Source organism: Algibacter luteus (genome assembly GCF_900141715.1).
In the GTDB taxonomy this organism is placed as follows: domain Bacteria; phylum Bacteroidota; class Bacteroidia; order Flavobacteriales; family Flavobacteriaceae; genus Arenitalea; species Arenitalea lutea.
Map to the genome: position 1 here is coordinate 674,688 of NZ_FQYK01000001.1, position 25,003 is coordinate 699,690.

Below are 25,003 nucleotides of genomic sequence, written 5' to 3' on the forward strand. Positions count from 1 at the left end.
ATTTAGTTATGAATGTTTCATCCAAAAAACGATTAGATAACGCTTATAATAATGCTAAGGTTATTGATTTTGATGACGATAGTAAATTTATCTTATTTAGTGATTGCCACCGTGGTGATAATAGTTTTGCCGATGATTTTGCAAACAACAGAAACATCTACTTTCATGCTTTAAAACACTATTACGCTGAAGGATTTCAATATTGCGAACTAGGTGATGGCGACGAACTTTGGGAAAATCTATCATTCAGTTCTATTTTAGATGCTCATAAAAATGTGTATATGCTTATGAAACTATTTCATAAGGAAAAACGATTACATATGATATGGGGAAACCACGATATGGTTTATAGAAATGAGGCTTATGTGAAGAAAAATTTATCCACCTATTTTGATCCAAAAGTAGGTGAAGAAGTGGAGCTTTTTGGGGACATAAAATACCATGAAGGCATTGTCTTAAAACATTGCATGACGGGGCAAGAACTGTTTTTAACGCATGGACATCAAGCCGATTGGTGGAATTTTCTGTTTTGGAAATGGAGTCGTTTTATGGTACGCGTATTATGGAAACCTTTAAATGTTATGGGTATTGCAGATCCTACAAGTCCTGCAAAAAACTACAAGGAATTGATTAAGGTGGAGCGCAGAACTAAAAAATGGATTAGCGACAACAGCAATTTAATGACCATTGTTGGGCACACTCACAGACCACGATTTCCGGAGCCTGGAGATATTGCTTTTTTTAATGATGGCAGTTGCGTTCACCCAAGAAGTATCACAGGTATTGAAATTGAAAATGGTGCCATTTCTTTGATTAAGTGGCAAATTGCAACAAGAGATGATGGGACTTTACAAATAGTTAGAGTTTTACTTGAAGGTCCGAGAAAATTAATCGATTATAAGACTGAATAAAAAATAGATTCCTAATTATTTCAGGAATAAAATTATGCATCAAAAAAGATTCGAAGGTTTTTTAAAAACACCTAGTTTATTAGTGAGTACTCAGGTTTTTGATCTAAATCCGTTTAAAATTTCTTCAAAATCTACTAGTATCGACGTTGTTGTTGATGAGCGTTTACGCCTCGGAAAATATGTTGAACGTTTAGTTACTTGGGAACTCTCGCAACACAGTAACATTTCTCTTTTGGCTGAAAACATTCAAATTCAAGAAGACAAAACCACTTTAGGCGAATTAGATTGCTTACTCCTAAAAGATAATAAGCCCATACATCTTGAAATTATTTATAAATTTTATGTGTATGATGCCACTGTTGGAAATAACGAAATTGAGCATTTTATTGGCCCTAATAGAAAGGATAGCTTATTAGAAAAACTTACTAAATTAAAAGAAAAACAGTTGCCTTTACTTTATTCTGAGGCTTGTAAACCATACTTGAACACCTATCATTTAGTGGCCGAAAATATAAGACAAGAAGTTTATTTTAAAGCGCAATTATTTTTGCCCTATAATAAACAAGATATTCAACTCCAGCTTTTAAACCCAGGTTGTGTAATTGGTTTTTATATTAAGTTAAAAGAATTACAACAATTTGAAGGGTGTAAATTTTTTATTCCTAGTAAAAAAGATTGGTTGGTATTACCTCACACTTATGTGAATTGGTTGAATTTTAATGAATTTAAAACCAGGATAACGGATTTTAATTCTAAAAAAATATCGGCTTTATTTTGGATAAAGTTAAAATCTGGAGAATTACAAAAACTGTTTTTCGTTTGGTGGTAACTCTGTGGATTGGGTGATGATTCTTAGCAGATTAGCCCGCGTTAGGGATTGCAGTGAAAATCCTTTTTGTGAGGCACGAGCAAAAAGATTGTAACGGAAAGCCCGACCCTCGTGGTAACCTGCCTACCCACAGGCAGGCGCCCTAAAAAATTAGCTTAAGAAATTAATTTTGATGAGATTACTGCCTCCTCAGAAATATTAGCTTTCTGGAGCCAATTCTACTTCTAGCCCTTCCATTTCTGGTGTGATTTGGATTTGGCAACCTAAACGACTGTTTTCTTGCACATCGAAAGCTTCGGAAAGCATAGCTTCTTCATCGTCGCTCATTTCTGGCAATGGCGTTTCGCTTAACACGTAACATTGGCATGAGGCGCACATAGCCATACCCCCGCAAACACCAATAGTGCCTTCGGGCGCAAGTTCGTAAGACCTTACCACTTCCATAAGATTCATGGCCATGTCTGTTGGTGCTACTATCTCGTGCGTTACTCCGTCTCTGTCTGTTATTTTAATGTTTACGTCTTCCATTGCTAAATTTTGTAATTCTGCTTAAAGCATGTCATAATTCGTGCCACAAATTTAGTATTTGAGGTTTTATTTTTACTCTTTTTATTTGCTAAATTATGCTGATATTTAAATAAATAAGGAATCGTTAAAATTATATAATTTTAACGATTCCTTTTTCAGTATAAAGATGCTTTAGTTGAAATTAAAGCAGTACTTTATGCTATACTTCAATATTTATAACTTGTTCAATTTGTGGAGCGTACTTTTTTATAGTCATTTCTACTCCAGATTTTAGCGTCATTTGATTGACACTACAACCCACACAAGCTCCTTGAAGTTGTACTTTAACCAAATTATCGTTTTCTATAGATAATAAAGAAATATCGCCACCATCACTTTGCAAAAATGGGCGAATTTCGTCTAAGGCCTTTTCAACATTTAATTTTAGCTCTTCTGAAGTCATAATTTATTTTTTAACTGCTGAACAACCAGCCATTGTTGTAATTTTTATTGCTTCGGTTGGTGGTAAATCATCGTTTCGACGCACGACTTCTTGAACAACATTTTGAGTTAATTTCTCGAATGCTTGTTCTAGAGGTGTTGCCGTTTGTAAAGCTGCTGGCCTACCAACATCGCCTGCTTCTCTTATACTTTGTACTAAAGGAATTTCTCCCAAAAATGGTACATTTAAATCTTCGGCTAGATTTTTAGCACCTTCTTTTCCGAATATAAAATATTTATTATCTGGTAATTCGGCAGGTGTAAAATATGCCATATTTTCAATTATTCCTAATACCGGCACATTAATACTTTCTTGCTGAAACATAGCTACGCCTTTTTTAGCATCGGCCAATGCCACATTTTGTGGTGTACTCACTACAACTGCCCCTGTGATTGGTAATGATTGCATGATGCTTAAATGAATATCGCCTGTTCCTGGAGGTAAATCTAAAAGCAAGAAATCCAGCTCGCCCCAATGTGCGTCAAAAATCATTTGATTTAGTGCTTTAGCCGCCATTGGCCCTCGCCAAACAACGGCTTGATCTGGTTGTGTAAAAAATCCAATAGACAATACTTTTACACCGTAATTCTCAATAGGCTTCATTTTAGATTTCCCTTCAATGTTTACTGCTAGTGGTTTTTCAGTTTGCACATCAAACATTATAGGAATTGATGGCCCATAGATGTCGGCATCCAAAACCCCAACTTTAAAGCCCATTTTTGCTAGAGTTACCGCTAGATTTGCCGTAACTGTAGATTTTCCAACTCCACCCTTACCCGATGCTACAGCTACTATATTTTGAATTCCAGGAATAGGTTTTCCTTTAATGACATTAGCCTTGGGCTTTTCGGGAGCTTCAACTTTGACATTCACAGTTATCTTAGCTTTCTCGTATACTTTATCGTGAATGATTTTCAAGATATCAACTTCCGTACGTTTTTTGGCCTGTAAGCTTGGGTTTTTTATTGTAATATCAACAATTACCTCGTCACCAAAAGTAACAACATTTTTAACTGCTCCGCTCTCGACCATATTTTGTCCTTCTCCAGGAACTGTAATACTTTCAAGCGCCTTATAAATATCTTTTTTATCTAACTTCATATTTACTTTGAAATCTGTTTGAAAAAATCCTGATAAAACATCCGGATGCATTCAATTATCATCGATTAATTCAATTTTTTTGAACTTTGAATTGATTCTAATTAAGAATCATTCTAAAGGCAAAGATAAGTAATAATCATAGAAGTCAGAAGCTCGTGATAAGAACTTTTAGCTATAACCATATCGGTGTTTATTATTGTTTTTATATTTAACTGTAATGATATCTTATTTGGTATAATTTGTGTGACTATATGTGTTAGAAACCTGATACTAACCCGTTATGAAACCAGTTCTTTTTTTCGTATTTATTTTGTTTTTAACTCAAGGAAGTATTGCGCAAAGTAAAATTAAAAAAGCCGAAGAGAGCTTAAATAACACCACTGAATCCGTCTCGGAATCTGAAAATAACATAACATATTTTAATAACAACGATTCTTCTTCAAATGGTAATTTTTTTGCTGATGTTTTTGGTGAATTGTTTATTCAAATATTTGCTTATACTGTTTATGGTATTGCCATTGAAAGTCCCTTTGAGACCAATAACAGTGGAAGTTATGCATTTGTCAGCAAATTTCCATACAACAACTCTACGCAAGGACAATATACCTATGAATGGAACGAGGACACTCCCATTATAAGAACCACTTTCTCCGCAAGATACATTTCTGAGAACAGCAGAATCAATGGCACTCATTTAAACTTTGATACTCGGTTTTTAAAACGGTTTGGTTTTGAGGCTAATTATCTCCAACTCTGGGAAAAGAATCCTTATTTTGGAACGGACAATCTAGCCATGTATACTGCGCTTGCCAAATACCATCGTGTACGCACTGAAAAATTTAATTTATGGTGGGGTTTAGGTGCTTCTTATATTGACGGCGACGTAAATGATTTTGGTTTTACTTACGGATTAGGAGTCGAATTATTTTTTGCAAGACCATTAAGCTTAGAAACCATTTTTAATCAATCGCTTATTAACGGAGAAACAGTAAATAAGTTTGATGGTTTATTAAACTATCATTTAAAAAATTATAAAGTAACTGGGGGTTATGAGCATATAAGAATTGGTAACCAGAATTTTTCTACACTCGTTTTGGGCGCTGGTATTTTTTTCTAGAAGAAATTACAGCTCTTTTGAAGGATCCCAAAATACCTTTTCAAAATTTTGCACTTGGTTCTCGATAACCTCAACACCCTCATTTTCTAAAAGCTGTTGCATTAAATTTGTACCTTCAAAATGATGCTTACCTGTTAAGAGTCCTTTTCTATTAACAACACGATGTGCTGGTACGTCTTTTCCATGAGAACCATTCATAGCATACCCAACCATTCTTGCGCTTTTTGCAGCACCTAAATATTTAGCAATGGCACCATAACTTGTAACTCGACCCATCGGAACTTGTTTTGCTACGTCGTAAACTTTATCAAAAAAAGAAAGCGTTTCTGGTTGCATTTTTAAAAATCTTTAATGATGTTAATTAAAGTTACAATTGAAATAATGCCTGTAATACCTCCAATAATTCGGTTCATGTTTTTCTGAGACGTAAACGGCTTCTCCTTAATTTTATCGAAGAAAAAAATGTACATATAAAGGGTTACAAACGTACCAGTAGTAGCTCCTATTACATATGAAAGAATGCTTGTTTTTTCGAAAGTCATCCAACCAAAAGACGCTAAAGTAATAGTCATATAAGCCTGATAAGGAATAGGAAATACATTAATTGCCGACAACAACATACCTTGAAAAAATCGACTTTGCTTACTCTTAGTTTTAGGATCTATTTGCTGTTTTGGAGCTGATTTTGCAATGAATAAAAAATAAATGGTGATGAGTATAAAAATAACTAAAGCTACACTTCTTAAAATACCAATTACTTCTGGATGCTTGCTTAAATAACGTGCAAAAATACTTGCTAAATACGTTTGAGCAAAAACTATAACACAAACACCAATTGAAAATACTATACCTCGAACATGTCCTTCTTTTAAGCTAATTTTTGCAGCATTCATATTTAATAACCCTGGCGGAATAACACCAATCATTGCAAAAAATAAACCCAAAAAGAAGATAAAGGTTATGTTCACGATTATTTAATTTTAAACTTAATGTAAGTTATTGGTTTATTTTGTTCTAAGTACTGCGATTCGTAAAAAGTTTGAATACTAGTCACTTCTTCAGGACTTCCTTCTTGTTTATATACATTGTGGTTTGCATAAATAACCTCGTGCCCTGCGCCATGTAATAAACCAAGTGTATAACCGTGCATAAACTCGCTATCGGTTTTCAAATTCACTTCGCCTTCTGGTTTTAATATTTGTTTGTACCGTTGTAAAAACTTCATATTAGTCATGCGGTGTTTGGTTCGCTTATATTTTATTTGCGGGTCTGGGAATGTAATCCAGATTTCATCGACTTCGTTTTCTGCAAACGCAAGGTCTATAAGTTCTATCTGTGTTCTTAAAAAGGCTACGTTTGGAATGTTATCTTCTAAAGCTGTTTTTGCTCCGCGCCAAAAACGAGCGCCTTTAATATCTATACCAATAAAATTTTTATCTGGATATTTTTGAGCTAATGCTACCGAATATTCACCTTTACCGCATCCTAACTCTAAAACTAAAGGGTTGTTGTTTTTAAAAACTTCTGCTCTCCAGTTGCCTTTTAAATTAAAATTTGCATTAACCAACTCGTCTCTAGTTGGTTGAAATACATTGGAAAATGTTTCGTTTTCTTTAAATCGTCTGAGTTTGTTTTTGCTTCCCAAAGTTTATTAACTATTTCTTATTGATTACTTTTAATTCGGTAAAATTAAGGAAATATACGAGAGCCTTAATATCTTATCTTTGAATTTAGCAAAAAAGTGCGTGAGGGATTGAGACATTTGTTGCATCCCGATGAATATCAAGAGACTGCCAAAAGCCCGAACCTTGTGGACACGCCATAATTATTTGAAATGAAAAAAAGAATTTTGGTGGCGCCGTTAAATTGGGGACTTGGACACGCTACGCGTTGTATCCCTATTATAAATGCTTTGCTGCAAGAAGGGTTTGCACCAATTATTGCAAGCGATGGAGACGCATTGGCATTATTAAGTAAAGAATTTCCTAACCTACCAACCATTGAGTTGCCAACGTACAACATTTCATATAGTAAAAACGGTAAACTGTTTAAATTGAAGCTACTGAAAGATTTACCGAATATTTTAAAGGCGATAAAAGCTGAAAATGAAGCTATTGAGTCTATTTTAAAACATAATGATATTGCCGGAATAATTTCTGATAACAGATTGGGCATAAGAAGTAAAAAGGTACCTTCTGTTTTCATAACACACCAATTGCAAGTTTTAAGTGGAAACACCACTTGGTTGAGTACAAAAATGCACAAAGAAATAATAAAGAAATTTAACGCCTGCTGGGTGCCTGATGTTGAAGATGAGGAGGTTAATTTAAGCGGAATATTGGGGCACGTAAAAGGGTTTGATGTTAATGTGAAATATATTGGACCCTTAAGTAGATTTACCAAAAGTGATACTGATATAAAACACGATTTATTGGTTTTACTCTCCGGACCTGAACCGCAACGCTCTTTCCTCGAGACCAAATTGCTTGCAGCGTTAAAAAGCTATTCTGGGGATGTTGTTTTTGTTAAAGGAGTGATAGAGAAAGAACAAACTAAACAAGTGCAAGGACACTTAACTATCTATAACTTCATGACTTCTAACTTATTAGAAAAAACAATAAAGGAGAGTGCTTTGGTATTATCTAGATCGGGTTACACCACGATTATGGATTTAGCGAAACTGAATAAGAAAGCTTTTTTTATACCAACGCCAGGGCAGTTTGAGCAAGAATATTTAGCAAAACGACTTAGCGAAATGCAGATAGCACCAAGTTGCCATCAAGACGAATTTAAAATTGAAAAGTTGAATGAAGTTGAAACCTTTAAAGGTTTAAAAGCGTATGATTTTGAAGTCGATTTTAAAGATTTATTCAGCCTTTTCTAAAGTAAAAGAGAACTCGCTACCCACTCCAAACTCACTTTCTACATAAATTTTTTCTTGATGCGCTTCAATTATATGCTTAACAATTGAAAGTCCAAGACCAGAACCACCTTCTTTTCTTGAGCCACTTTTATCTACACGGAAAAAACGCTCAAAAAGGCGCGGTATATGTACCTTTGCAATACCTTCGCCATTGTCGGTAACACGCACTATTACTTTGTTTTTAATAAGGTTTTCAATACTGACTTCTGTAGTGCCTTTTTCGCTTCCGTATTTTATAGAGTTTACTATTAAATTTACGATGACTTGTTGAATACGTTCCTTATCTGCTCTAACGAGTATGGGTTTAGGGTAGTCTCTATCGAAAGTTAAAGTAATTTTTTTCTTATTAGCTTTCATTTCTAACATATCGAACACATTTTTCACCAATTCTACAATGTTAAAAACACTCATATTTAAACTTAAATCACCAACTTCTAGTTTGGTAATCATGTCTAAATCTTTAATTATATAACCTAACCTCTCGATGCCTTTACTAGCTCTTTCTAAGTATTTTTCTCTAATATTTTTATCATCCATTGCACCATCAAGTAAGGTTAAAATATAACCTTGTACTGTAAATAATGGCGTTTTTAATTCGTGAGAAACATTACCTAAAAATTCTTTTCTATACTCTTCTCTTACTTTTAAGGTTTCAATTTCAATCTTTTTGTCTTTAGCGAATTTATCAATTTCTTCTGTTAAGGTTTTCATGTCGGTCGTTATGGGACCTTTGGAGAAACTTGCCGTTTCCAAAAGAGTTAAATCGTCGTAGATTTTTTTTACGCGTTTATAAATAAATCGTTCTACACTAAATTGAATAATTATAAACGAAAATAAATAAATACAAATAGCGAACAATATTGGGTAATACCATTGCAAAATATCAAGGTAATACAAAAAAACACTCAGTAAGAGTGTTGTGTATAGCGTGATATAAAATGCCGTACGAACAGCAAATCGATATGATTTTTTAAATTTTGCTTGCATTAATCTACAAACTTGTAGCCTACACCTTTTATGGTTTTAAAGCTATTATCGCCTAATTTTTCTCGAAGTTTTCTAATATGAACATCAATGGTTCTACCACCAACTATAACTTCATTACCCCAAACGGCATCAAGTATTTCATTTCTTTTAAATACTTTACCCGGTTTAGATGCCAATAAAGATAATAATTCAAATTCTTTTCTAGGTAAAATTAATTCTTTCCCTTTTGATATTATTTTATACTCATCACGGTTAATTACCAAGTTTCCTACTTTTACGGTATCTGCTACATCGTCTTCTTTAAAGCGTCTTAAAAGCGCTTTTACTTTACTAACTAATACTTTAGGCTTTATTGGTTTTGTGATATAATCATCAGCGCCAGCATCAAAACCAGCAACTTGAGAGTAATCTTCACCTCTTGCTGTTAAAAATGTAATTATTGAATTTTCTAAATCTGGAATTTTCCTGATGTTTTCGCAAGCTTCAATACCATCCATTTCAGGCATCATAACATCTAGTATAATTAAATGCGGTAATTCTTTTTTAGCTTTCTTAACACCTTCTAGCCCGTTCTCTGCAGTAATGACTTGGTAGCCTTCATTAGATAAATTGTAACCAACAATTTCCAAGATATCTGGTTCATCATCAACCAATAAAATTTTAATATCCTTTTTTTTCATCAACGTTAGGAATGTTTAATCAAGTAAAGATAAAACTAAAAGCACAATTTAAATAAAAATCCAAAATTAATAACATTAAGGTAACACTCACTTCACTTGAATTTAATCTTTCGACCAATTACGCTAATCTTTAACAGTAATTTGGCATCACTTTTGTAGTATTTTATTAACTTTATAAAACCAAATCAGAGTGTATGAAAAACGTTTACTATTTATTGTTATTCGTTGCCTTAACATGTTTTTCATCCCATAAAATGGGTGCGCAAAGCGCTGTTAAGAATCCCTCTACGCAACCTATTATTGAAGGATTATCTATTTACCCTAATCCAGTAAATAAAGAAAAATCAGTTATTAGTATAGCTTCAAAATTGAGCTTAATTAAAGACATTGAGATATTTGATGTTTTAGGAAAGCGAATTTTTGCTACGGTTTTAACTGGAAGAGAATTAAATATTTCTAATTTAAGAAAAGGAGTTTACATTTTAAAAATTACCGAAAGTGATATTAGTGAGACTCGGAAATTAGTGATAAAGTAAAGAATATGATTAATAAATAATCAGGTTCTTTAAATAAAGAATAAAGCGTTACCTATTGGTTGCGCTTTTTTATTTTATCTACTTTTGTAAACACGATTTAATAATTGTAGCCAGATTTCAATAGCACTGAACATTAGTTAATGATAGACAACCATTCCATTTTTAATATTAAAAGCTCCTTTGAATTTGAACAATTGGCAATACAAATATTCAAACATCAATTTGAAAACAATCGCGTTTATCGTTCTTTTTGCGATTTGCTATATAAGCACCCTAGTGAAGTAAAAACCATACTAGATATTCCATTTTTACCTATTCAGTTTTTTAAAACACGTGAAGTTTTGAGTTCTAAAAAACCTGTAAAAATTACATTCACAAGTTCTGGAACTACTGGAAGTGAAACAAGCAAACATCATATTACCGATTTAAGTATCTACGAACAAAGCTTCACTAAAGGGTTTGAACACTTTTATGGTAAAATTGAAGATTATGTTGTTTTAGGGTTACTGCCTTCTTATTTAGAACGCGAAGGATCGTCATTGGTTTATATGGTTGATAGCATGATTAAAACATCCAACCATCCAGAAAGTGGTTTTTATTTAAATAACCTTTCGGAATTAAAAGACACTTTAACAAAAGTAGATTCAGAAGGCAAAAAAGTATTACTCATTGGGGTTTCTTTTGCTTTGCTAGATTTGGTTGAAACCCATCAATTTAATTTAAAAAACACTATCGTTATGGAAACTGGCGGTATGAAAGGTAGACGAAAAGAAATAATTAGAACCGAATTACACAACATACTAAAAAAAGGATTTGGTGTTGCACAAATACATAGTGAGTATGGCATGACCGAACTTTTAAGTCAGGCCTATTCTAAAGGTGAAGGTGTTTTTACATGTCCACCATGGATGAAAGTTCTAACACGCGATACTGAAGATGCGTTAACCATTCAAGAATCTGGGAAAACAGGAGGACTTAATATTGTTGACTTAGCAAATGTGAATTCTTGCGCATTTATCGCGACACAAGATTTAGGAAAAACGAATCTTGATGGATCTTTTGAAGTGATAGGACGTTTCGACAACTCAGATATTCGAGGTTGCAACCTTATGGTACTATAAACTCAATAGCATATATTCATTCAAAAAAAATACAAGTTAGTGTAAGTTTTTAAAATAAATCACGACAAAACTCTCAGCTAAGAATAAAGAAAAATTAGTTTTTAGTTGATTGGTTAGTATTAAAGCCTGGGTTCTCACTCAGGCTTTATTTTTTTAAACTATTTGTAACACAAAATAGTTTTTCTTTCCGCGCTGTAGAAGCACAAACTTGTTATTAATTAAGTCTTTGGAAGTAATCGTATAATCTTCTTTAACTTTCTCTTTATTTACAGAAATAGAATTTTCTTTTAATGCTCTTCTAGCTTCACCGTTAGATTTCAAAAACCCTCCTTTTTCTGCTAAAGCCGCTATAATATCTAATCCGTTTTCAATTGCAGAGGTTTCAATTTGAGTTTGTGGCACACCATCAAAAACATCTAAAAATGTTGTTTCGTTCAAGGCTTTTAAATCTTCGCTTGTAGATTTTCCAAACAATATATTACTTGCTTTAATGGCATTATCTAAATCATCTTTAGAATGTACCATAACAGTAATTTCTTCTGCTAAACGTTTTTGTAATACTCTTAAATGAGGTGCTTCTTGGTGCTCTTCGATTAATCCGTTTATTTCCTCTTCAGTTAAAAAAGTGAATATTTTAATGTACTTTTCGGCATCTTCATCACTAGAATTTAACCAATATTGGTAAAACTTATATGGCGATGTTCTGTTAGCATCTAACCAAACATTGCCGCCTTCAGATTTTCCAAACTTTGAACCATCAGATTTAGTAATTAACGGACAAGTAATTGCAAATCCTTTTCCACCAGCAATTCGTCTTATTAATTCGGTTCCAGTAGTAATATTTCCCCACTGGTCGCTTCCACCCATTTGAATAGAACAATCGCTTTCGCGGAATAAATGTAAAAAATCGTAACCTTGAACAAGTTGATAGGTAAACTCAGTGAAACTCATACCTTCTGAAGCATCAGATGAAATTCTATTTTTTACAGAATCTTTAGCCATCATATAATTTACGGTAATGTGTTTCCCGACATCTCGAATAAATTCAAGAAAAGAAAAGTTTTTCATCCAATCGTAATTATTCACAAGTTCTGCCGCATTGGCTTCATTGCTTTCAAAATCAAGAAAATGAGCCAACTGAGCCTTTATTGCCTCTTGGTTATGTCGAAGTGTTTTTTCATCTAACAAATTACGTTCGTTAGATTTCCCCGAAGGATCTCCTATCATCCCGGTTGCACCACCCACTAAAGCCACTGGTTTATGTCCACAGCGCTGATAATGCGCCAAAAGCATAATAGGAACTAAATTCCCAATGTGTAAAGAATCTGCAGTAGGATCAAAACCCACGTATGCACTTCGCATACATTCCATTAAATGTTCTTCAGCTCCAGGCATAACAGTATGTATCATGCCTCTCCAAGTTAATTCTTCAACAAAATTCTTTATCATGCTTCTTTAATTTTTACAAAACTATGCAAAGATAAAAATACAGGTATAATTCCTTATGTATTCTGAATAATTCTTTAATTTAGTTGCATGATTTTAGTAACAGGAGGAACAGGATTAGTTGGGGCACATTTACTTTACAAGCTCATCTCTAATAAGGAAAAAGTAAGAGCTATTTATAGAAATGAACGAAAACTAGATAACACTAAAAATGTATTCTCTTGTTATACCAAAGATTACACAGCCTTATTTGATGCGATTGAATGGGTTCAAGCTGATATTTTAGATATTCCAGCACTTACCGAAGCCTTTGCAGGCGTCACTAAAGTGTATCATTGTGCAGCTTTTGTTTCTTTTGAGCCCGATAAATACCATCTACTTAGGAAAACCAATATTGAAGGAACTGCGAATATTGTTAACCTATCATTAGCTCACAATATATCAAAACTTTGCTATGTGAGTTCTATTGCTGCCATTGGGCATACAATTAACAATGACCCCATCTCTGAAAAAACGATTTGGAACCCAGAAGACGACCATAGTGTTTACGCCATAACCAAATATGGTGCAGAAATGGAAGTTTGGCGAGGCACTCAAGAAGGACTAGATGCTGTTATTGTTAATCCGGGTGTTATTTTAGGTGCAGGAATTTGGCGTTATGGTACTGGAAGTTTGTTTAAGAAAGCAAAACATGGCATGAGATTTTACACATCTGGAACCGTTGCTTTAATTTCTGTTGATGATGTTATAAATGTTATGATACAATTGATGCAGAGTAATATTATTAACGAGCGCTTTGTTTTAGTTGCTGAAAACTGGACTTACAAAGATTTTATACACTCTTTAGCTAAATCTGTTAACGCTAAACCACCTAAAAAAATGGCTGGAAGTATACTTTTAAAAATGGCTTGGAAATTAGATTGGTTAACACACAAAATAACAGGTAAAAGAAGGGAACTCACAAAACATATTGTAAAGTCGTTAACTACAGAAACTAATTATAACAATGATAAAATAAAAACCGCCTTAGATCTTGAATTTAAGGCGGTTAATCAAACTATTCGTAAAATTGGCAGCCAGTTTCTTAATCAGTAATTGGCTCTATTAAATCTTCAATTTCTTCAATACTTTTTTCAAGCAACTCATCATCAATCTGCAAGGAATCTCTTAAAATTATAGTTCCTAATGAATCTTTATTTTTAGGTGATTGCAGTTCCTTTTCTTTTAAAACTTTCGCTAAACTATCTGCTTCTCTTTTAGTTTGCGCCTTCCATTCCTCTGCTTCTATTTCTTTTAATTTTTCTTTTAATTTTTCTAAACTATCAGTGACTTTACTATAAATCGCCTCATAATCATCAACATAAAAAGCGTAATAACTATTACTTAAGGCAAACTGCAAACTATCAATATCATGTTTTTCGTAGATATAAGTATTTAGATTAACACCCGCATCTCGCATTACTAATTTGTTTGCTGAATTAGCAGAGGTTAAAAGTTTAGCGTCAATTAAAACAGACACCATTTTATCTTTAGAAATTAAATTTTTAGGCTTTTCTGGTCCCTTCAATTTTGCACAAGATATGACGGTAAGTAAAAATGTAATAAATAAAATATATCGTTTAAAAATCATCTATTAAAAGTTAATCGTTTTGCTGATTTTACATCACTAAATTTAGCATTTTGATACACCAAATTCCCATTTAAAAAGGTATGTGTTATTCTAGACTTAAAGGTTGCTCCTTCAAAAGGTGACCATCCGCATTTATACAAAACGTTTTCCTTAGTAACAGTCCATGGGTTATTTAAATCGACTAAGACGATATCGGCATAATAGCCTTCTTTAATATAACCTCGACGTTCAACTTGAAATAATATAGCCGGATTATGACACATTTTTTCAACTATTTTCTCAAGTGAAATTTTTTCTTTGTGATACATTTCTAACATCGCAGGCAAGGCATGTTGCACTAAAGGCCCTCCTGAAGGTGCACTTGTATAAACGTTTGCTTTTTCATCCTTAGTATGTGGCGCATGGTCTGTTGCAATAACGTCAATTCTATCATCTAACAGCGCTTCCCATAATTGATCTCTGTCTTTGGACGTTTTTACCGCGGGGTTCCATTTTATTAATGTACCTTTTTTGTCGTAATCTTCATCAGAAAACCAAAGATGATGAATACATACCTCTGCAGTTATTTTCTTTTCTGACAAAGGAATTTTATTTGTAAATAAACTTGTTTCTTTTCCAGTTGAAAGATGAAACACATGCAACCTTGCTCCTGTTTTTTTAGCTAATTCTATTGCTTTTGAAGACGATAAATAACAAGCTTCTTCACTTCTAATTATAGGATGGTATTTAATTGGAATATCGTCTCCAAACTTGTCCATATGCTCCTGCAGGTTTCTTTTTATGGTAGCTTCATCTTCACAATGTACAGAAATTACCATAGAGGTGCTTTTGAAAATTTTTTCTAAAACTTTTGGGTCGTCTACCAGCATATTACCAGTTGACGAGCCTAAAAATAATTTTAAACCAGCAACTTGGTTAACATCGAGTTTTAAAATTTCATCTAAATTATCGTTAGTTCCTCCAAACATAAACGAATAATTGGCGTATGATGTTTTTGCCGCTGCGGCAAACTTTTCTTCTAATTTTTCAATGGTTGTGGTTTGGGGATTGGTATTTGGCATTTCTATAAAAGATGTAATACCACCTGCAATAGCTGCTCTAGATTCCGTTTCAATATTTGCCTTATGAGTTAAACCCGGTTCTCTAAAATGAACTTGATCATCGATGGCTCCAGGTAAAAGATATTTTCCTTCGGCATCAATGACGTTAACATCGGCAGATTTCGGACTAATTGATTCTGATACCTGTTTGATGCATTCTCCTTCTATCAATACATCACCCGAAAAAATAATGCCTTCATTTACTATTTTGGCATTCTTTATTAGTGTAATTTTCTCTCTCATAAATATCTTATTTCTTAAATAAACTTTTCAATTTCATTGAAATAACTCCAAAAATAGCTTCAGAAATAATACCCGAGCTTAATTTAGATTCCCCTAGTTTTCTATCTGTAAAAATAACAGGGACTTCAACAATTTTAAACTTTTTTAAATGCGCTTTAAATTTCATTTCAATTTGAAATGCGTAACCAATAAACTTTACTTTATCTAAATCTATAGCTTCTAAAACTTGTCTTTTATAACACACAAATCCTGCTGTTGTATCGGCAATGGACATTCTGGTAATAAACTTGACGTATTTTGATGCAAAATAGGACATTAGCAAACGTTTCATGTCCCAATTCACCACATTCACAGTGTTGTTAATGTATCTTGAACCAATTGCCAAATCTGCTCCTTCAATAAAACAAGCATTATGGAGTTTCACTATATCTTTAGGGTCATGTGAAAAATCGGCATCCATTTCAAAAATAAAATCATAGCCTTTTTTTAGACTCCATTTAAAACCATGAATATATGCTGTTCCTAATCCAGATTTTTCTTTCCGACCTTCTAAAAACAGTCTTTCAGGAAACTCCTGTTGAAGTTCTTTAACTTTTAGGCCAGTTAAATCTGGCGAATTATCATCAACAACTAGAATATGAATAGCATCAGATTCTGAAAACACAGCTCTAATTATAGCCTCGATATTCTCAATTTCATTAAATGTTGGAATAATTACAACAGTACTATGCATATTTAACTTTTATTGGGATACTTTTTTTAGATTTAGCAAATGTACATTAATCGTCGTTTAATTATTTTAAATATTCCTTAATAATACAGCCCATTCTTAAAAATTATAATAATTTTGTGTATGCTTCGTCATGTAGTTTCAAACGAATTATTTACCATCTTAATAGTTATAGGCTTAATTATTGTAGCTATAGCTAAACTTGCAGCACCAAAACGTTTTGACGACTTTGTTTTGGTGATTGGAAACGATAAATACCTAAAAATATATTCAAGAGATCAGAAATTTTTAGACAAGTTTGACGCTTTGATGTTCTCAAACTTCGTATTGTCCGTCTCTGTTTTCTGTTTTATTGTATATCAACAAGTTACCAATTCAAATACTGTTTCTGCAAACACCTTATTTAAATTAACCGTTAGCATTGGTGTTTTCATTTTAATAAAAGTTTTAGTGGAACGCCTAATTGGAAGTTTATTCGAAATAGATAAATTAATAGACCAATATATCTTTCAAAAAATAAGTTTTAAAAATTATTTAGGCATGTTGTTATTGCCTATTAATGCCCTATTCATCTATAGCTTTAAACCTTCGTTATCAATAATTTATGCTTTTATTATATTGTTTTTTATAATTAATATTATTGGCTTAATTAGTACTTTTAAAACCAATCAAAGTATAATAAAAGACAACTTATTTTATTTTATTTTGTATCTTTGCGCACTTGAAATTGCACCTTATATCATTTTGTATAAGGTGTTTATTGCAAAATAAAAGAAAATTACTTGCGCTTATGAAAGTGAAAACCATTTTAGTATCTCAACCAGAACCTAAAATAGAAAACTCGCCCTACTTTGAATTACAAGAAAAGCAACGCGTAAAGATTGATTTCAGGCCGTTTATTCATGTTGAAGGTGTTCCAGCTAAAGAAATTAGGCAACAAAAAATTGACTTAAGTCATTATACAGCTATTATATTAACAAGTAGAAATGCTGTTGATCACTTTTTTAGAATTGCAGAAGAAATGCGTTTTAAAGTTCCAGATACTATGAAATATTTTTGTCAGTCTGAAGCAGTTGCTTATTACCTTCAAAAATATGTGGTTTATAGAAAACGTAAAATTTATGTTGGTAAACGTACTTTTTCTGAATTATCGCCTTTAATTAAAAAATACAAAGACGAAAAATTTTTACTTCCAAATACCGACAAAGTAAAACCTGAGGTACCAAACACACTTGATGCTTTAGGTGTTAATTGGAAACAAGCTACATTTTATAGAACTGTAGTTAGTGATTTATCTGATTTGGCAAATGTTTATTATGATGTGTTAGTATTTTTTAGTCCTTCGGGAATAGAATCATTATTTCAAAACTTTCCAGATTTTAAACAAAACGAAACGCGTATTGCCGTGTTTGGAAATACAACAATAAAAGCTGTTGAAGAAAAAGGATTACGAGTAGATATTGCTGCACCAACTCCTGAAACCCCTTCGATGACAATGGCGTTGCAAAAATATATTGAAAAAGCAAATAAAGGAAAATAGTAGTTCTTTATACTTGATAAATAAAAAAGGGATGATTTTAAATCATCCCTTTTTTTGTCTAGTTATTTTATCATGGCTAGCTATAGTAACTTATAAACTGTATATTTAACTACTAACAACTAAAAAATAAAATTATGAAGAAACATGTATTTGGTTTGATGCTATTGGTAATAACATTCTGCGCATTTCCCAACTCAGTTTTGGCTATCGAAAAACCACCCATTAATAAAACTGTGAAATCTGATGATATTCCAGAAGAAATCAAAGTACTAATTAACCGCTTAAACGAAATAAAAGCGTTGGATAAGTCGGCTTTAAATCGTTTAGAAAAAAAGGAATTACGTAAAGAAGTTAGAACAATAAAACAAAAAGTTCGATCTACTGGAAATGGTATCTATATTTCCAGTGGTGCAATAATTTTAATTTTACTTTTAATAATTATACTCTAATAAAAAAGGCCCAATTAATTTAATTGGGCCTTTTTTATTTTTAAAACGCATAACGTTGCGGGCCACCACGTCTAATTTCTTCACTACAGTGGGCTTCAAACTTTTTAAAGTTTTCTCTAAAAGCATTGGTAAGTTTAAAGGCCGTTTTATAATACCCTTCATCATCATTCCAAGTCGCTCTAGGACTTAATACACTCGTAGGAACTCCAGGACAAGTTCGAGGTTGTGCAACTCCAAAAACAGAGTGAATGTGATAATCGTCGTAATTATACAATCCTAAATCACCATTTAGTACTGCATTGATCATCGCTCGAGTGTATTTCAATTTCATACGAGTCCCAATGCCATAAGGCCCACCGGTCCAACCTGTATTTACCAACCAAACATTTACACCAGCATCAATCATTTTCTTACTTAACATTTCTGCATATTTAGATGGATGCAATGGCATGAAAGGCGCACCGAAACAAGCTGAAAAAGAAGGTTGTGGTTCTTTTACTCCAGCCTCAGTTCCAGCAACCTTAGCCGTATAACCAGATATAAAATGATAAGCCGCCTGACTTGGTGTTAACTTAGATATTGGCGGAATTACACCAAAGGCATCGGCAGTTAAAAAGAATATATTTTTAGGGTTTTTACCAATTGATGGAATTTGAATATTCTCAATATGATGAATTGGATAACTTACACGCGTATTTTGTGTTATGGAAGTATCTTCAAAATCTACATCGCCGTTAGCTTTAATAATAACGTTCTCTAAAATAGCGCCTTTTTTAATCGCATCATAAATTTCGGGTTCATTATCTCTTGAAAGATTTATCGCTTTCGCATAACAACCTCCTTCAAAATTAAATACCGTGTTTTCGTTTGTCCAACCGTGTTCATCATCGCCAATTAAACTTCTATTCGGATCGGTAGACAAGGTTGTTTTACCAGTCCCAGACAAACCAAAAAAGATTGCTGTATCTCCATCCTTACCAACGTTAGCACTACAGTGCATTGGAAGCGTATTTTTAAATACTGGAAGTATAAAATTTAAAGCAGAAAATATGCCTTTTTTTATTTCTCCAGTATACCCTGTGCCACCAATTAAGGCTATTTTTTTTGTAAAATTTAATATTGCAAAATTGTGTTGTCGCGTACCATCTTCATCAGGAACTGCCATAAAACCTGGAGCATTTACAACCGTCCATTCTGGAGTGAAATTTTTTAGTTCATCATTTGTAGGACGTAAAAACATATTATAAGCAAACTGGTTACTCCATGGATACTCGTTAATAACTCGAATATTCAATTTGTAATTTTCATCTGCGCATGCATAACAATCTCTTACAAAAATTTCTTTTTCAGATAAATAGCTTACAACTTTATTATAAAGTTTATCAAAATCATCAGCTTCATAAGGAATATTAATGTTACCCCACCAAATACGATCTTTAGTAATATCGTCCTTAACAATAAATCTATCTTTTGGCGATCGTCCAGTAAATTCGCCAGTATTAACGGCCAATGCACCCGAAGACACTTCAACACCTAAGCCTTTTTCTATGGTGATATCATGTAATTCTTCAGGACTTAATTGGTATTTTACTCTAGCATTTTTTATACCGTATTTTTCCAACGAAATCGTTTGCGTAACTTGATCGTAATTCTCCATTTTTACAAATAACTTTGATTATTTTACAAAAATAAGACAAATATTATAGGTAAAAAATGATTATTTCCCCTTTTTAGTAGAAATCTTTAAGAAATCTTTAAACAACATAATCCATGTAAAAATTAGCAGTAAACCACCTATTGGTGTTATAAACCCAATCGATTTAAAATTAAAAGAAGTTAACTCGTTAGTGGCTAATCCATATATTGATCCTGAAAAAAATAACAGACCAATAACTGTTAGAAAAAAGATTGACTTTTTAGTTTTTTCTTGAATCAAACTTGTGCTCCCTACAAATAATAATAACAAAGCATGATACATTTGATAGCGCACTCCAGTTTCAAAAGTTTGTTGCAGCTCTACAGATATTAATTCTTTAAGTCCATGAGCACCAAAAGCGCCAAGAACTATGCTTAAAATTCCGAGAATTGATGCGGTAATTAAGATTGTTTTATTCATTTTTTATAAAATATTCTCAACAAAAACTGTTATTATTTATTAAATTCGTAATACTAAACAGAATTTCACTGTTTCATTAAACAATAATCAAAAGACTCTATATGCGTAAGATATTAATAATTGGTTCTGGTAAATCTACATCATATCTTTTAAAATATTTGTTAGACAAATCAATTTCAGAGAATTTATTTATTACTGTTGGCGATTTAAATATTAATCAAGCAAAAACCTTAATCGGGAATCATGAGTATGCCAAAGCTATTAAATTAGACGTGTTTGATGACACTTCCAGATCTCAAGCCATAAAGGATGCAGATATAATTATCTCAATGCTACCAGCACATCTGCATATTGAAGTTGCTAAAGATTGTATTACCTACAAAAAACATATGGTTACGGCTTCATACGTGAGTCCAGAAATGCAAGCACTACATGACGATGCTGTAGCAAACAACCTCATTTTAATGAACGAAATTGGCGTAGACCCAGGCATAGACCACATGAGTGCGATGCAGGTTTTAGATCGTATTCGAGATAAAGGTGGAAAAGTCATTCTTTTCGAATCGTTTACTGGTGGCCTAGTTGCTCCAGTAAGCGATAACAATCTATGGAATTACAAATTTACATGGAATCCAAGAAATGTCGTATTAGCAGGCCAAGGAGGAGCCGCTAAATTTCTTCAAGAAGGCACTTACAAATACATCCCATACCACCGTTTATTCAGACGTACCGAATTTTTAGAAATCGATAATTATGGCCGTTTCGAAGTGTATGCCAATCGAGATTCTTTAAAATACCAAAGCGTTTACGGATTAGACAATGTTAAAACCTTATACCGAGGCACCATGCGTCGCGTAGGTTTTAGTCGCGCGTGGAATATATTTGTCACCCTAGGAATGACCGATGATAGTTATACCATAGACGATAGCGAAAACATGAGTTATCGCGATTTTACAAATTCCTTTTTACCTTACAGTCATTCAGATTCTGTGGAGTTAAAACTTAGGCATCAACTTAAAATCGATCAAGATGATATTGTTTGGGACAAACTCATAGAACTCGATATTTTCAATCCAAATAAACCCGTTGGACTCAAAAAAGCAACACCAGCGCAAATACTCCAAAAAATACTTATGGATAGCTGGACACTTTCAAGCAATGACAAAGACATGATTGTTATGTATCACAAATTCGGTTACGAACTGAACGGGAAAAAGTACCAAATTGATGCTAATATGGTTGTTATAGGCGAAACCCAAACCTATACTGCCATGGCAAAAACCGTTGGTTTACCTGTTGCAATGGCTACTATGGCCATTTTAAACAACAAAATAACCACCCCTGGCGTACAAATACCAATCACCAAAGAGGTGTACCAACCCATTTTAAAAGATCTCAAGACATTCGGCATCACCTTTCAAGAAAAAGAAATACCTTATTTAGGCTACAATCCTTTAAATAATTAATTTTTGGGCGCCTGCCGGCAGGCAGGCTACCACAAGGGTCGGGCTTTACGATACAAGTCCTCGTTCGCGCCTCACTGCGGGCTTTCTACTACAATCCCTTGCGCAAAATTTAGTTTCAATTTAAAACAAATACTTACATTTATGTTTTAGATTATAATTTTATGAAACAAAAACTGAAAACCATCGTCATAGATGGTATCGACAAAAAAATTCTCCGTGCTTTAACTGCAGATGCACGAACACCTATACTAGAAATTGCTCGAAATGTTGGAATTTCAGGAGCTGCCATTCATCAGCGTTTACGAAAGCTAGAAAAATCTAAACTCATTTCTGGCTCAAAATTCATAATTAATCACAAAGTTTTAGGGTATACAACCTTAGCCTTTGTTGGTATCTACCTAGATAAAGCTGCGAATACCGACGATGTGGTACGCGCCTTAAAGCGTATTCCAGAAGTGTTAGAATGTCACTACACCACAGGTAATTACAGTTTATTTATAAAACTTCTTAGTCTTGATAATGCCCATTTAATGCGTTTACTACATGAAAAAATTCAAACGATAACAGGAGTACAACGTACAGAATCACTTATTTCTTTAGACCAACAAATTGATAGACAAGTACATATATAATTTAACATCGTTAAAATGTAAAAAAGCGCAACAATTATCTGCCCTCGGTACAATTATTGATTAATATTGTTTCAAACTTTTCAAACTAACTTTTATGAAAAAATCTTACTTAATTTTGCTCGTTATTGCGCTATGTTCGTCGTCAATGTTTTCTCAGGATAATACCGTAAGCATGAGCACAACTAAAAATTTTAATGAACTAAAATTAAACATGACAAACCTTATAGGCTTTAAATGGTTTGATGTGGGTTACGAGCGCACCATAAACGAAGAATCCTCATTCGGTGTTGGTTTATTAACACGAATTGGCTCGGATAGAGATGGTGGTGATGGTTTAGATGAATACAGAACGTTTTCCGTTACACCTTATTACAGACATTTTTTCTCTCAAAAATATGCACAAGGCTTTTTTGTTGAAGGTTTCGCTATGGTACATTCTGGTGAAGATGAGTTTTATGAATTCGATCCTGTAGATTCATCTGATAATTATAGATATGAAAAATTCACAGATTTAGCAATAGGAGTTTCCGCGGGAGGTAAATTTGTAACAAAAAGAGGTTTTATTGCAGAAATTTACTTAGGTATTGGTAGAGACATGCTTGATCAAAGTGATATTGAAGTTGTAGGAAGAGGCGGAATAGCCCTCGGTTATAGATTTTAATTAACTAAACTTATAAAACTAAAAACCCCGAGCAAAAGCTCGGGTTTTTTTATGATATAAACTACCTGTATCAACAAGAAGTCATTACATTTTCATTAACCAAGTTTTTACATCTACTTCTTGCTTGATAATAGCACGTAAATCTTCAATTTTCACTCGTTCTTGTTCCATAGAATCTCTATGACGAATAGTAACCGTATTATTTTCTAAAGTATCATGGTCTACCGTAATACAAAATGGCGTTCCGTTTGCATCTTGCCTTCTGTAACGTCTTCCCACAGCATCCTTCTCGTCGTAAATTACATTAAAATCCCATTTTAATTCTTCTACAATCTGTCTTGCTATTTCCGGTAATCCATCTTTTTTAACCAATGGTAATATGGCTGCTTTTACGGGAGCTAAAACACTAGGTAATTTTAAAACAGTACGTGTTGTACCGTTTTCTAATTCTTCTTCAACTAAGGAATTAGAGAAAACCGCTAAAAACATTCTATCTAAACCTATAGAAGTTTCTAACACGTAAGGCACATAACTTTTATTTTCCTCAGGATCAAAATACTGAAGTTTCTTGCCCGAGAATTTTTCGTGCTGACTTAAATCAAAATCGGTACGCGAATGGATACCTTCTAGCTCTTTAAAACCAAATGGAAATTTAAACTCTATATCAGCAGCAGCATCAGCATAGTGCGCTAATTTTTCATGATCATGAAAACGATAATTATCGGCGCCCATACCTAAGGACAAGTGCCATTTAAGTCTGGTTTCTTTCCAATGCTCATACCATTCACCTTGTGTTCCTGGTTTTATAAAAAACTGCATTTCCATTTGCTCAAACTCGCGCATTCTGAAAATAAACTGCCTTGCAACAATTTCGTTTCTGAAGGCTTTACCGGTTTGCGCAATGCCGAAAGGAATTTTTAAACGGCTCGTTTTTTGCACATTTAAAAAGTTAACAAAAATACCTTGAGCTGTTTCTGGGCGTAAGTATAAATCCATTGCACTATCTGCCGATGCACCTAACTTTGTTCCAAACATTAAGTTGAATTGCTTGACATCGGTCCAGTTTCTGCTTCCTGTTAATGGGTCTGCTATTTCTAATTCTTCAATAAGTGCTTTAACATCGGCTAAATCCTCATTTTCTAAAGATTTTGCCATTCTAGAAAGCGTCGCATTTATTTTTTCTTGATAACCCACAACACGCGGATTGGTAGATACAAATTCTTCTTTATTAAAAGCATCGCCAAAACGTTTCTCGGCTTTAGCAACTTCTTTATCAATTTTAGCTTCAATTTTAGCGCAATAGTCTTCTATTAAAACATCGGCTCTATAGCGCTTTTTAGAATCTTTATTATCAATTAATGGGTCGTTAAACGCATCAACGTGCCCCGAAGCTTTCCAAGTAGTTGGATGCATAAATATTGCAGCATCTATTCCCACAATATTCTCATTCATTTGCACCATGGCTTTCCACCAGTAGTCGCGAATGTTTTTCTTTAATTCTGCCCCGTTTTGTGCGTAATCGTAAACTGCACTTAATCCATCGTAGATTTCACTACTCTGGAACACGTAACCATACTCCTTTGCGTGAGAGATTACTTTTTTAAATTGATCGTCGTTATTTGCCATGGTGCAAAAATAAAAAAGTGCACCAAACTAAATGCGTTCTTTCTTAAAAATTAATTTGCTTATTTTTAAGTGCGTTAGGGATTGAAGCATTTGTTTGAGCTCTCCCGATTTTTTTTATCGGGAAGCGAGTGCGGAAAGCCCGACCCTTGT

General features: G+C 33.4%; 28 protein-coding genes. 13 read left to right on the forward strand and 15 right to left on the reverse strand.

Annotated features, from left to right (window positions below):
• The first annotated feature begins 8 nt into the window (after positions 1-8).
• Together BUA46_RS02785 and BUA46_RS02790 are read left to right on the forward strand one after the other, a co-directional pair.
• Complete coding sequence (locus BUA46_RS02785; RefSeq protein ID WP_019386084.1) at positions 9-911, forward strand: metallophosphoesterase family protein; 903 nt, start codon at positions 9-11, stop codon at positions 909-911.
• Positions 912-945: 34 nt separating this feature from the next.
• Positions 946-1,740 (forward strand): DUF1853 family protein, encoded by a 795-nt coding sequence (locus tag BUA46_RS02790; protein WP_019386083.1) that lies wholly within the window; start codon positions 946-948, stop codon positions 1,738-1,740.
• Positions 1,741-1,938: 198 nt separating this feature from the next.
• Here the strand turns inward: BUA46_RS02790 and BUA46_RS02795 are convergent, their stop codons facing one another.
• From BUA46_RS02795 to BUA46_RS02805, 3 genes are all read right to left on the reverse strand, one after another.
• Positions 1,939-2,268, reverse strand: a complete 330-nt coding sequence (locus BUA46_RS02795) for a 2Fe-2S iron-sulfur cluster-binding family protein (RefSeq protein WP_019386082.1) — start codon at positions 2,266-2,268, stop codon at positions 1,939-1,941.
• A gap of 199 nt (positions 2,269-2,467) precedes the next feature.
• Positions 2,468-2,710 (reverse strand): NifU family protein, encoded by a 243-nt coding sequence (locus BUA46_RS02800; protein ID WP_019386081.1) that lies wholly within the window; start codon positions 2,708-2,710, stop codon positions 2,468-2,470.
• A 3-nt stretch (positions 2,711-2,713) separates the two neighbouring features.
• Positions 2,714-3,850, reverse strand: a complete 1,137-nt coding sequence (locus tag BUA46_RS02805; RefSeq protein ID WP_026009887.1) for an Mrp/NBP35 family ATP-binding protein — start codon at positions 3,848-3,850, stop codon at positions 2,714-2,716.
• A gap of 280 nt (positions 3,851-4,130) precedes the next feature.
• Here BUA46_RS02805 and BUA46_RS02810 point away from each other — a divergent pair, with 280 nt between their 5' ends.
• On the forward strand, positions 4,131-4,967 hold the full coding sequence (locus BUA46_RS02810; protein WP_019386079.1) for a hypothetical protein: 837 nt from the start codon (positions 4,131-4,133) through the stop codon (positions 4,965-4,967).
• Positions 4,968-4,973: 6 nt separating this feature from the next.
• Here the strand turns inward: BUA46_RS02810 and BUA46_RS02815 are convergent, their stop codons facing one another.
• From BUA46_RS02815 to trmB, 3 genes are read right to left on the reverse strand one after another with little or no spacing between them, the layout of a single operon-like run.
• Positions 4,974-5,303 carry an MGMT family protein gene (locus BUA46_RS02815; RefSeq protein ID WP_019386078.1) on the reverse strand — a complete coding sequence of 110 codons (330 nt, stop codon included), beginning with the start codon at positions 5,301-5,303 and terminating at the stop codon, positions 4,974-4,976.
• 2 nt (positions 5,304-5,305) lie between these two features.
• A complete protein-coding gene (locus BUA46_RS02820; protein ID WP_035105881.1) occupies positions 5,306-5,935 on the reverse strand; it encodes a LysE family transporter in 630 nt (209 codons plus the stop codon).
• Between the two features lie 2 nt (positions 5,936-5,937).
• Positions 5,938-6,612, reverse strand: a complete 675-nt coding sequence (trmB, locus tag BUA46_RS02825) for a tRNA (guanosine(46)-N7)-methyltransferase TrmB (protein ID WP_019386076.1) — start codon at positions 6,610-6,612, stop codon at positions 5,938-5,940.
• 189 nt (positions 6,613-6,801) lie between these two features.
• Here trmB and BUA46_RS02830 point away from each other — a divergent pair, with 189 nt between their 5' ends.
• Positions 6,802-7,851 carry a glycosyltransferase gene (locus BUA46_RS02830; RefSeq protein WP_019386075.1) on the forward strand — a complete coding sequence of 350 codons (1,050 nt, stop codon included), beginning with the start codon at positions 6,802-6,804 and terminating at the stop codon, positions 7,849-7,851.
• Here the strand turns inward: BUA46_RS02830 and BUA46_RS02835 are convergent.
• On the reverse strand, positions 7,834-8,877 hold the full coding sequence (locus BUA46_RS02835; RefSeq protein WP_019386074.1) for a sensor histidine kinase: 1,044 nt from the start codon (positions 8,875-8,877) through the stop codon (positions 7,834-7,836). The genes BUA46_RS02830 and BUA46_RS02835 overlap by 18 nt on opposite strands.
• Positions 8,877-9,557, reverse strand: coding sequence for a response regulator transcription factor (locus BUA46_RS02840; protein ID WP_019386073.1), 681 nt, complete (start codon positions 9,555-9,557; stop codon positions 8,877-8,879). Before BUA46_RS02840 ends, BUA46_RS02835 begins: the two co-directional genes overlap by 1 nt.
• Before the next feature lie 194 nt (positions 9,558-9,751).
• Here BUA46_RS02840 and BUA46_RS02845 point away from each other — a divergent pair, with 194 nt between their 5' ends.
• Together BUA46_RS02845 and BUA46_RS02850 are read left to right on the forward strand one after the other, a co-directional pair.
• Positions 9,752-10,093, forward strand: coding sequence for a T9SS type A sorting domain-containing protein (locus BUA46_RS02845; RefSeq protein ID WP_026009885.1), 342 nt, complete (start codon positions 9,752-9,754; stop codon positions 10,091-10,093).
• A 140-nt stretch (positions 10,094-10,233) separates the two neighbouring features.
• Positions 10,234-11,214, forward strand: a complete 981-nt coding sequence (locus BUA46_RS02850; RefSeq protein WP_019386071.1) for a LuxE/PaaK family acyltransferase — start codon at positions 10,234-10,236, stop codon at positions 11,212-11,214.
• Positions 11,215-11,367: 153 nt separating this feature from the next.
• On the opposite strand, the gene tyrS is transcribed toward BUA46_RS02850, so the two are convergent.
• Positions 11,368-12,663: a tyrosine--tRNA ligase gene (gene tyrS, locus BUA46_RS02855; RefSeq protein ID WP_019386070.1), complete on the reverse strand. Its 1,296-nt coding sequence runs from the start codon at positions 12,661-12,663 to the stop codon at positions 11,368-11,370.
• 87 nt (positions 12,664-12,750) lie between these two features.
• Here tyrS and BUA46_RS02860 point away from each other — a divergent pair, with 87 nt between their 5' ends.
• A complete protein-coding gene (locus BUA46_RS02860) occupies positions 12,751-13,755 on the forward strand; it encodes an NAD-dependent epimerase/dehydratase family protein (RefSeq protein ID WP_019386069.1) in 1,005 nt (334 codons plus the stop codon).
• Here BUA46_RS02860 and BUA46_RS02865 read toward each other — a convergent pair.
• The 3 genes from BUA46_RS02865 to BUA46_RS02875 are packed head-to-tail and all read right to left on the reverse strand — an operon-like array spanning position 13,745 to position 16,366.
• Positions 13,745-14,290: a DUF4296 domain-containing protein gene (locus BUA46_RS02865; RefSeq protein WP_019386068.1), complete on the reverse strand. Its 546-nt coding sequence runs from the start codon at positions 14,288-14,290 to the stop codon at positions 13,745-13,747. The two genes, BUA46_RS02860 and BUA46_RS02865, sit on opposite strands and share 11 nt — an antisense overlap.
• A complete protein-coding gene (locus tag BUA46_RS02870; protein ID WP_019386067.1) occupies positions 14,287-15,633 on the reverse strand; it encodes a dihydroorotase in 1,347 nt (448 codons plus the stop codon). Before BUA46_RS02870 ends, BUA46_RS02865 begins: the two co-directional genes overlap by 4 nt.
• A 7-nt stretch (positions 15,634-15,640) precedes the next feature.
• Positions 15,641-16,366, reverse strand: coding sequence for a polyprenol monophosphomannose synthase (locus tag BUA46_RS02875; RefSeq protein ID WP_019386066.1), 726 nt, complete (start codon positions 16,364-16,366; stop codon positions 15,641-15,643).
• A gap of 120 nt (positions 16,367-16,486) precedes the next feature.
• Between BUA46_RS02875 and BUA46_RS02880 the strand changes: the two genes are divergently transcribed.
• The 3 genes from BUA46_RS02880 to BUA46_RS02890 all read left to right on the forward strand — a co-directional run bounded on the left by BUA46_RS02880 (position 16,487) and on the right by BUA46_RS02890 (position 18,352).
• Positions 16,487-17,134 (forward strand): DUF4271 domain-containing protein, encoded by a 648-nt coding sequence (locus BUA46_RS02880; protein ID WP_019386065.1) that lies wholly within the window; start codon positions 16,487-16,489, stop codon positions 17,132-17,134.
• 19 nt (positions 17,135-17,153) lie between these two features.
• Entirely contained in the window at positions 17,154-17,903 is a 750-nt protein-coding gene (locus BUA46_RS02885; RefSeq protein WP_026009884.1) for a uroporphyrinogen-III synthase, read from the forward strand.
• A 134-nt stretch (positions 17,904-18,037) separates the two neighbouring features.
• Positions 18,038-18,352, forward strand: coding sequence for a hypothetical protein (locus tag BUA46_RS02890; protein WP_019386063.1), 315 nt, complete (start codon positions 18,038-18,040; stop codon positions 18,350-18,352).
• Between the two features lie 40 nt (positions 18,353-18,392).
• Here BUA46_RS02890 and pckA read toward each other — a convergent pair whose 3' ends face one another.
• Positions 18,393-20,009: a phosphoenolpyruvate carboxykinase (ATP) gene (gene pckA, locus BUA46_RS02895; protein ID WP_019386062.1), complete on the reverse strand. Its 1,617-nt coding sequence runs from the start codon at positions 20,007-20,009 to the stop codon at positions 18,393-18,395.
• A 60-nt stretch (positions 20,010-20,069) separates the two neighbouring features.
• The gene (locus BUA46_RS02900) at positions 20,070-20,468 is read right to left on the reverse strand and encodes a DUF423 domain-containing protein (RefSeq protein WP_019386061.1); all 399 of its coding nucleotides are present in this window, start codon (positions 20,466-20,468) and stop codon (positions 20,070-20,072) included.
• Between the two features lie 101 nt (positions 20,469-20,569).
• Here BUA46_RS02900 and BUA46_RS02905 point away from each other — a divergent pair, with 101 nt between their 5' ends.
• From BUA46_RS02905 to BUA46_RS02915, 3 genes are all read left to right on the forward strand, one after another.
• Positions 20,570-21,934 carry a saccharopine dehydrogenase family protein gene (locus tag BUA46_RS02905; protein WP_019386060.1) on the forward strand — a complete coding sequence of 455 codons (1,365 nt, stop codon included), beginning with the start codon at positions 20,570-20,572 and terminating at the stop codon, positions 21,932-21,934.
• Between the two features lie 161 nt (positions 21,935-22,095).
• Positions 22,096-22,566: an Lrp/AsnC family transcriptional regulator gene (locus BUA46_RS02910; RefSeq protein ID WP_019386059.1), complete on the forward strand. Its 471-nt coding sequence runs from the start codon at positions 22,096-22,098 to the stop codon at positions 22,564-22,566.
• 94 nt (positions 22,567-22,660) lie between these two features.
• Positions 22,661-23,227, forward strand: a complete 567-nt coding sequence (locus BUA46_RS02915; RefSeq protein WP_026009883.1) for a DUF3575 domain-containing protein — start codon at positions 22,661-22,663, stop codon at positions 23,225-23,227.
• Between the two features lie 84 nt (positions 23,228-23,311).
• On the opposite strand, the gene BUA46_RS02920 is transcribed toward BUA46_RS02915, so the two are convergent.
• Positions 23,312-24,853: a glycine--tRNA ligase gene (locus BUA46_RS02920; RefSeq protein WP_019386057.1), complete on the reverse strand. Its 1,542-nt coding sequence runs from the start codon at positions 24,851-24,853 to the stop codon at positions 23,312-23,314.
• Positions 24,854-25,003: the final 150 nt, after the last annotated feature.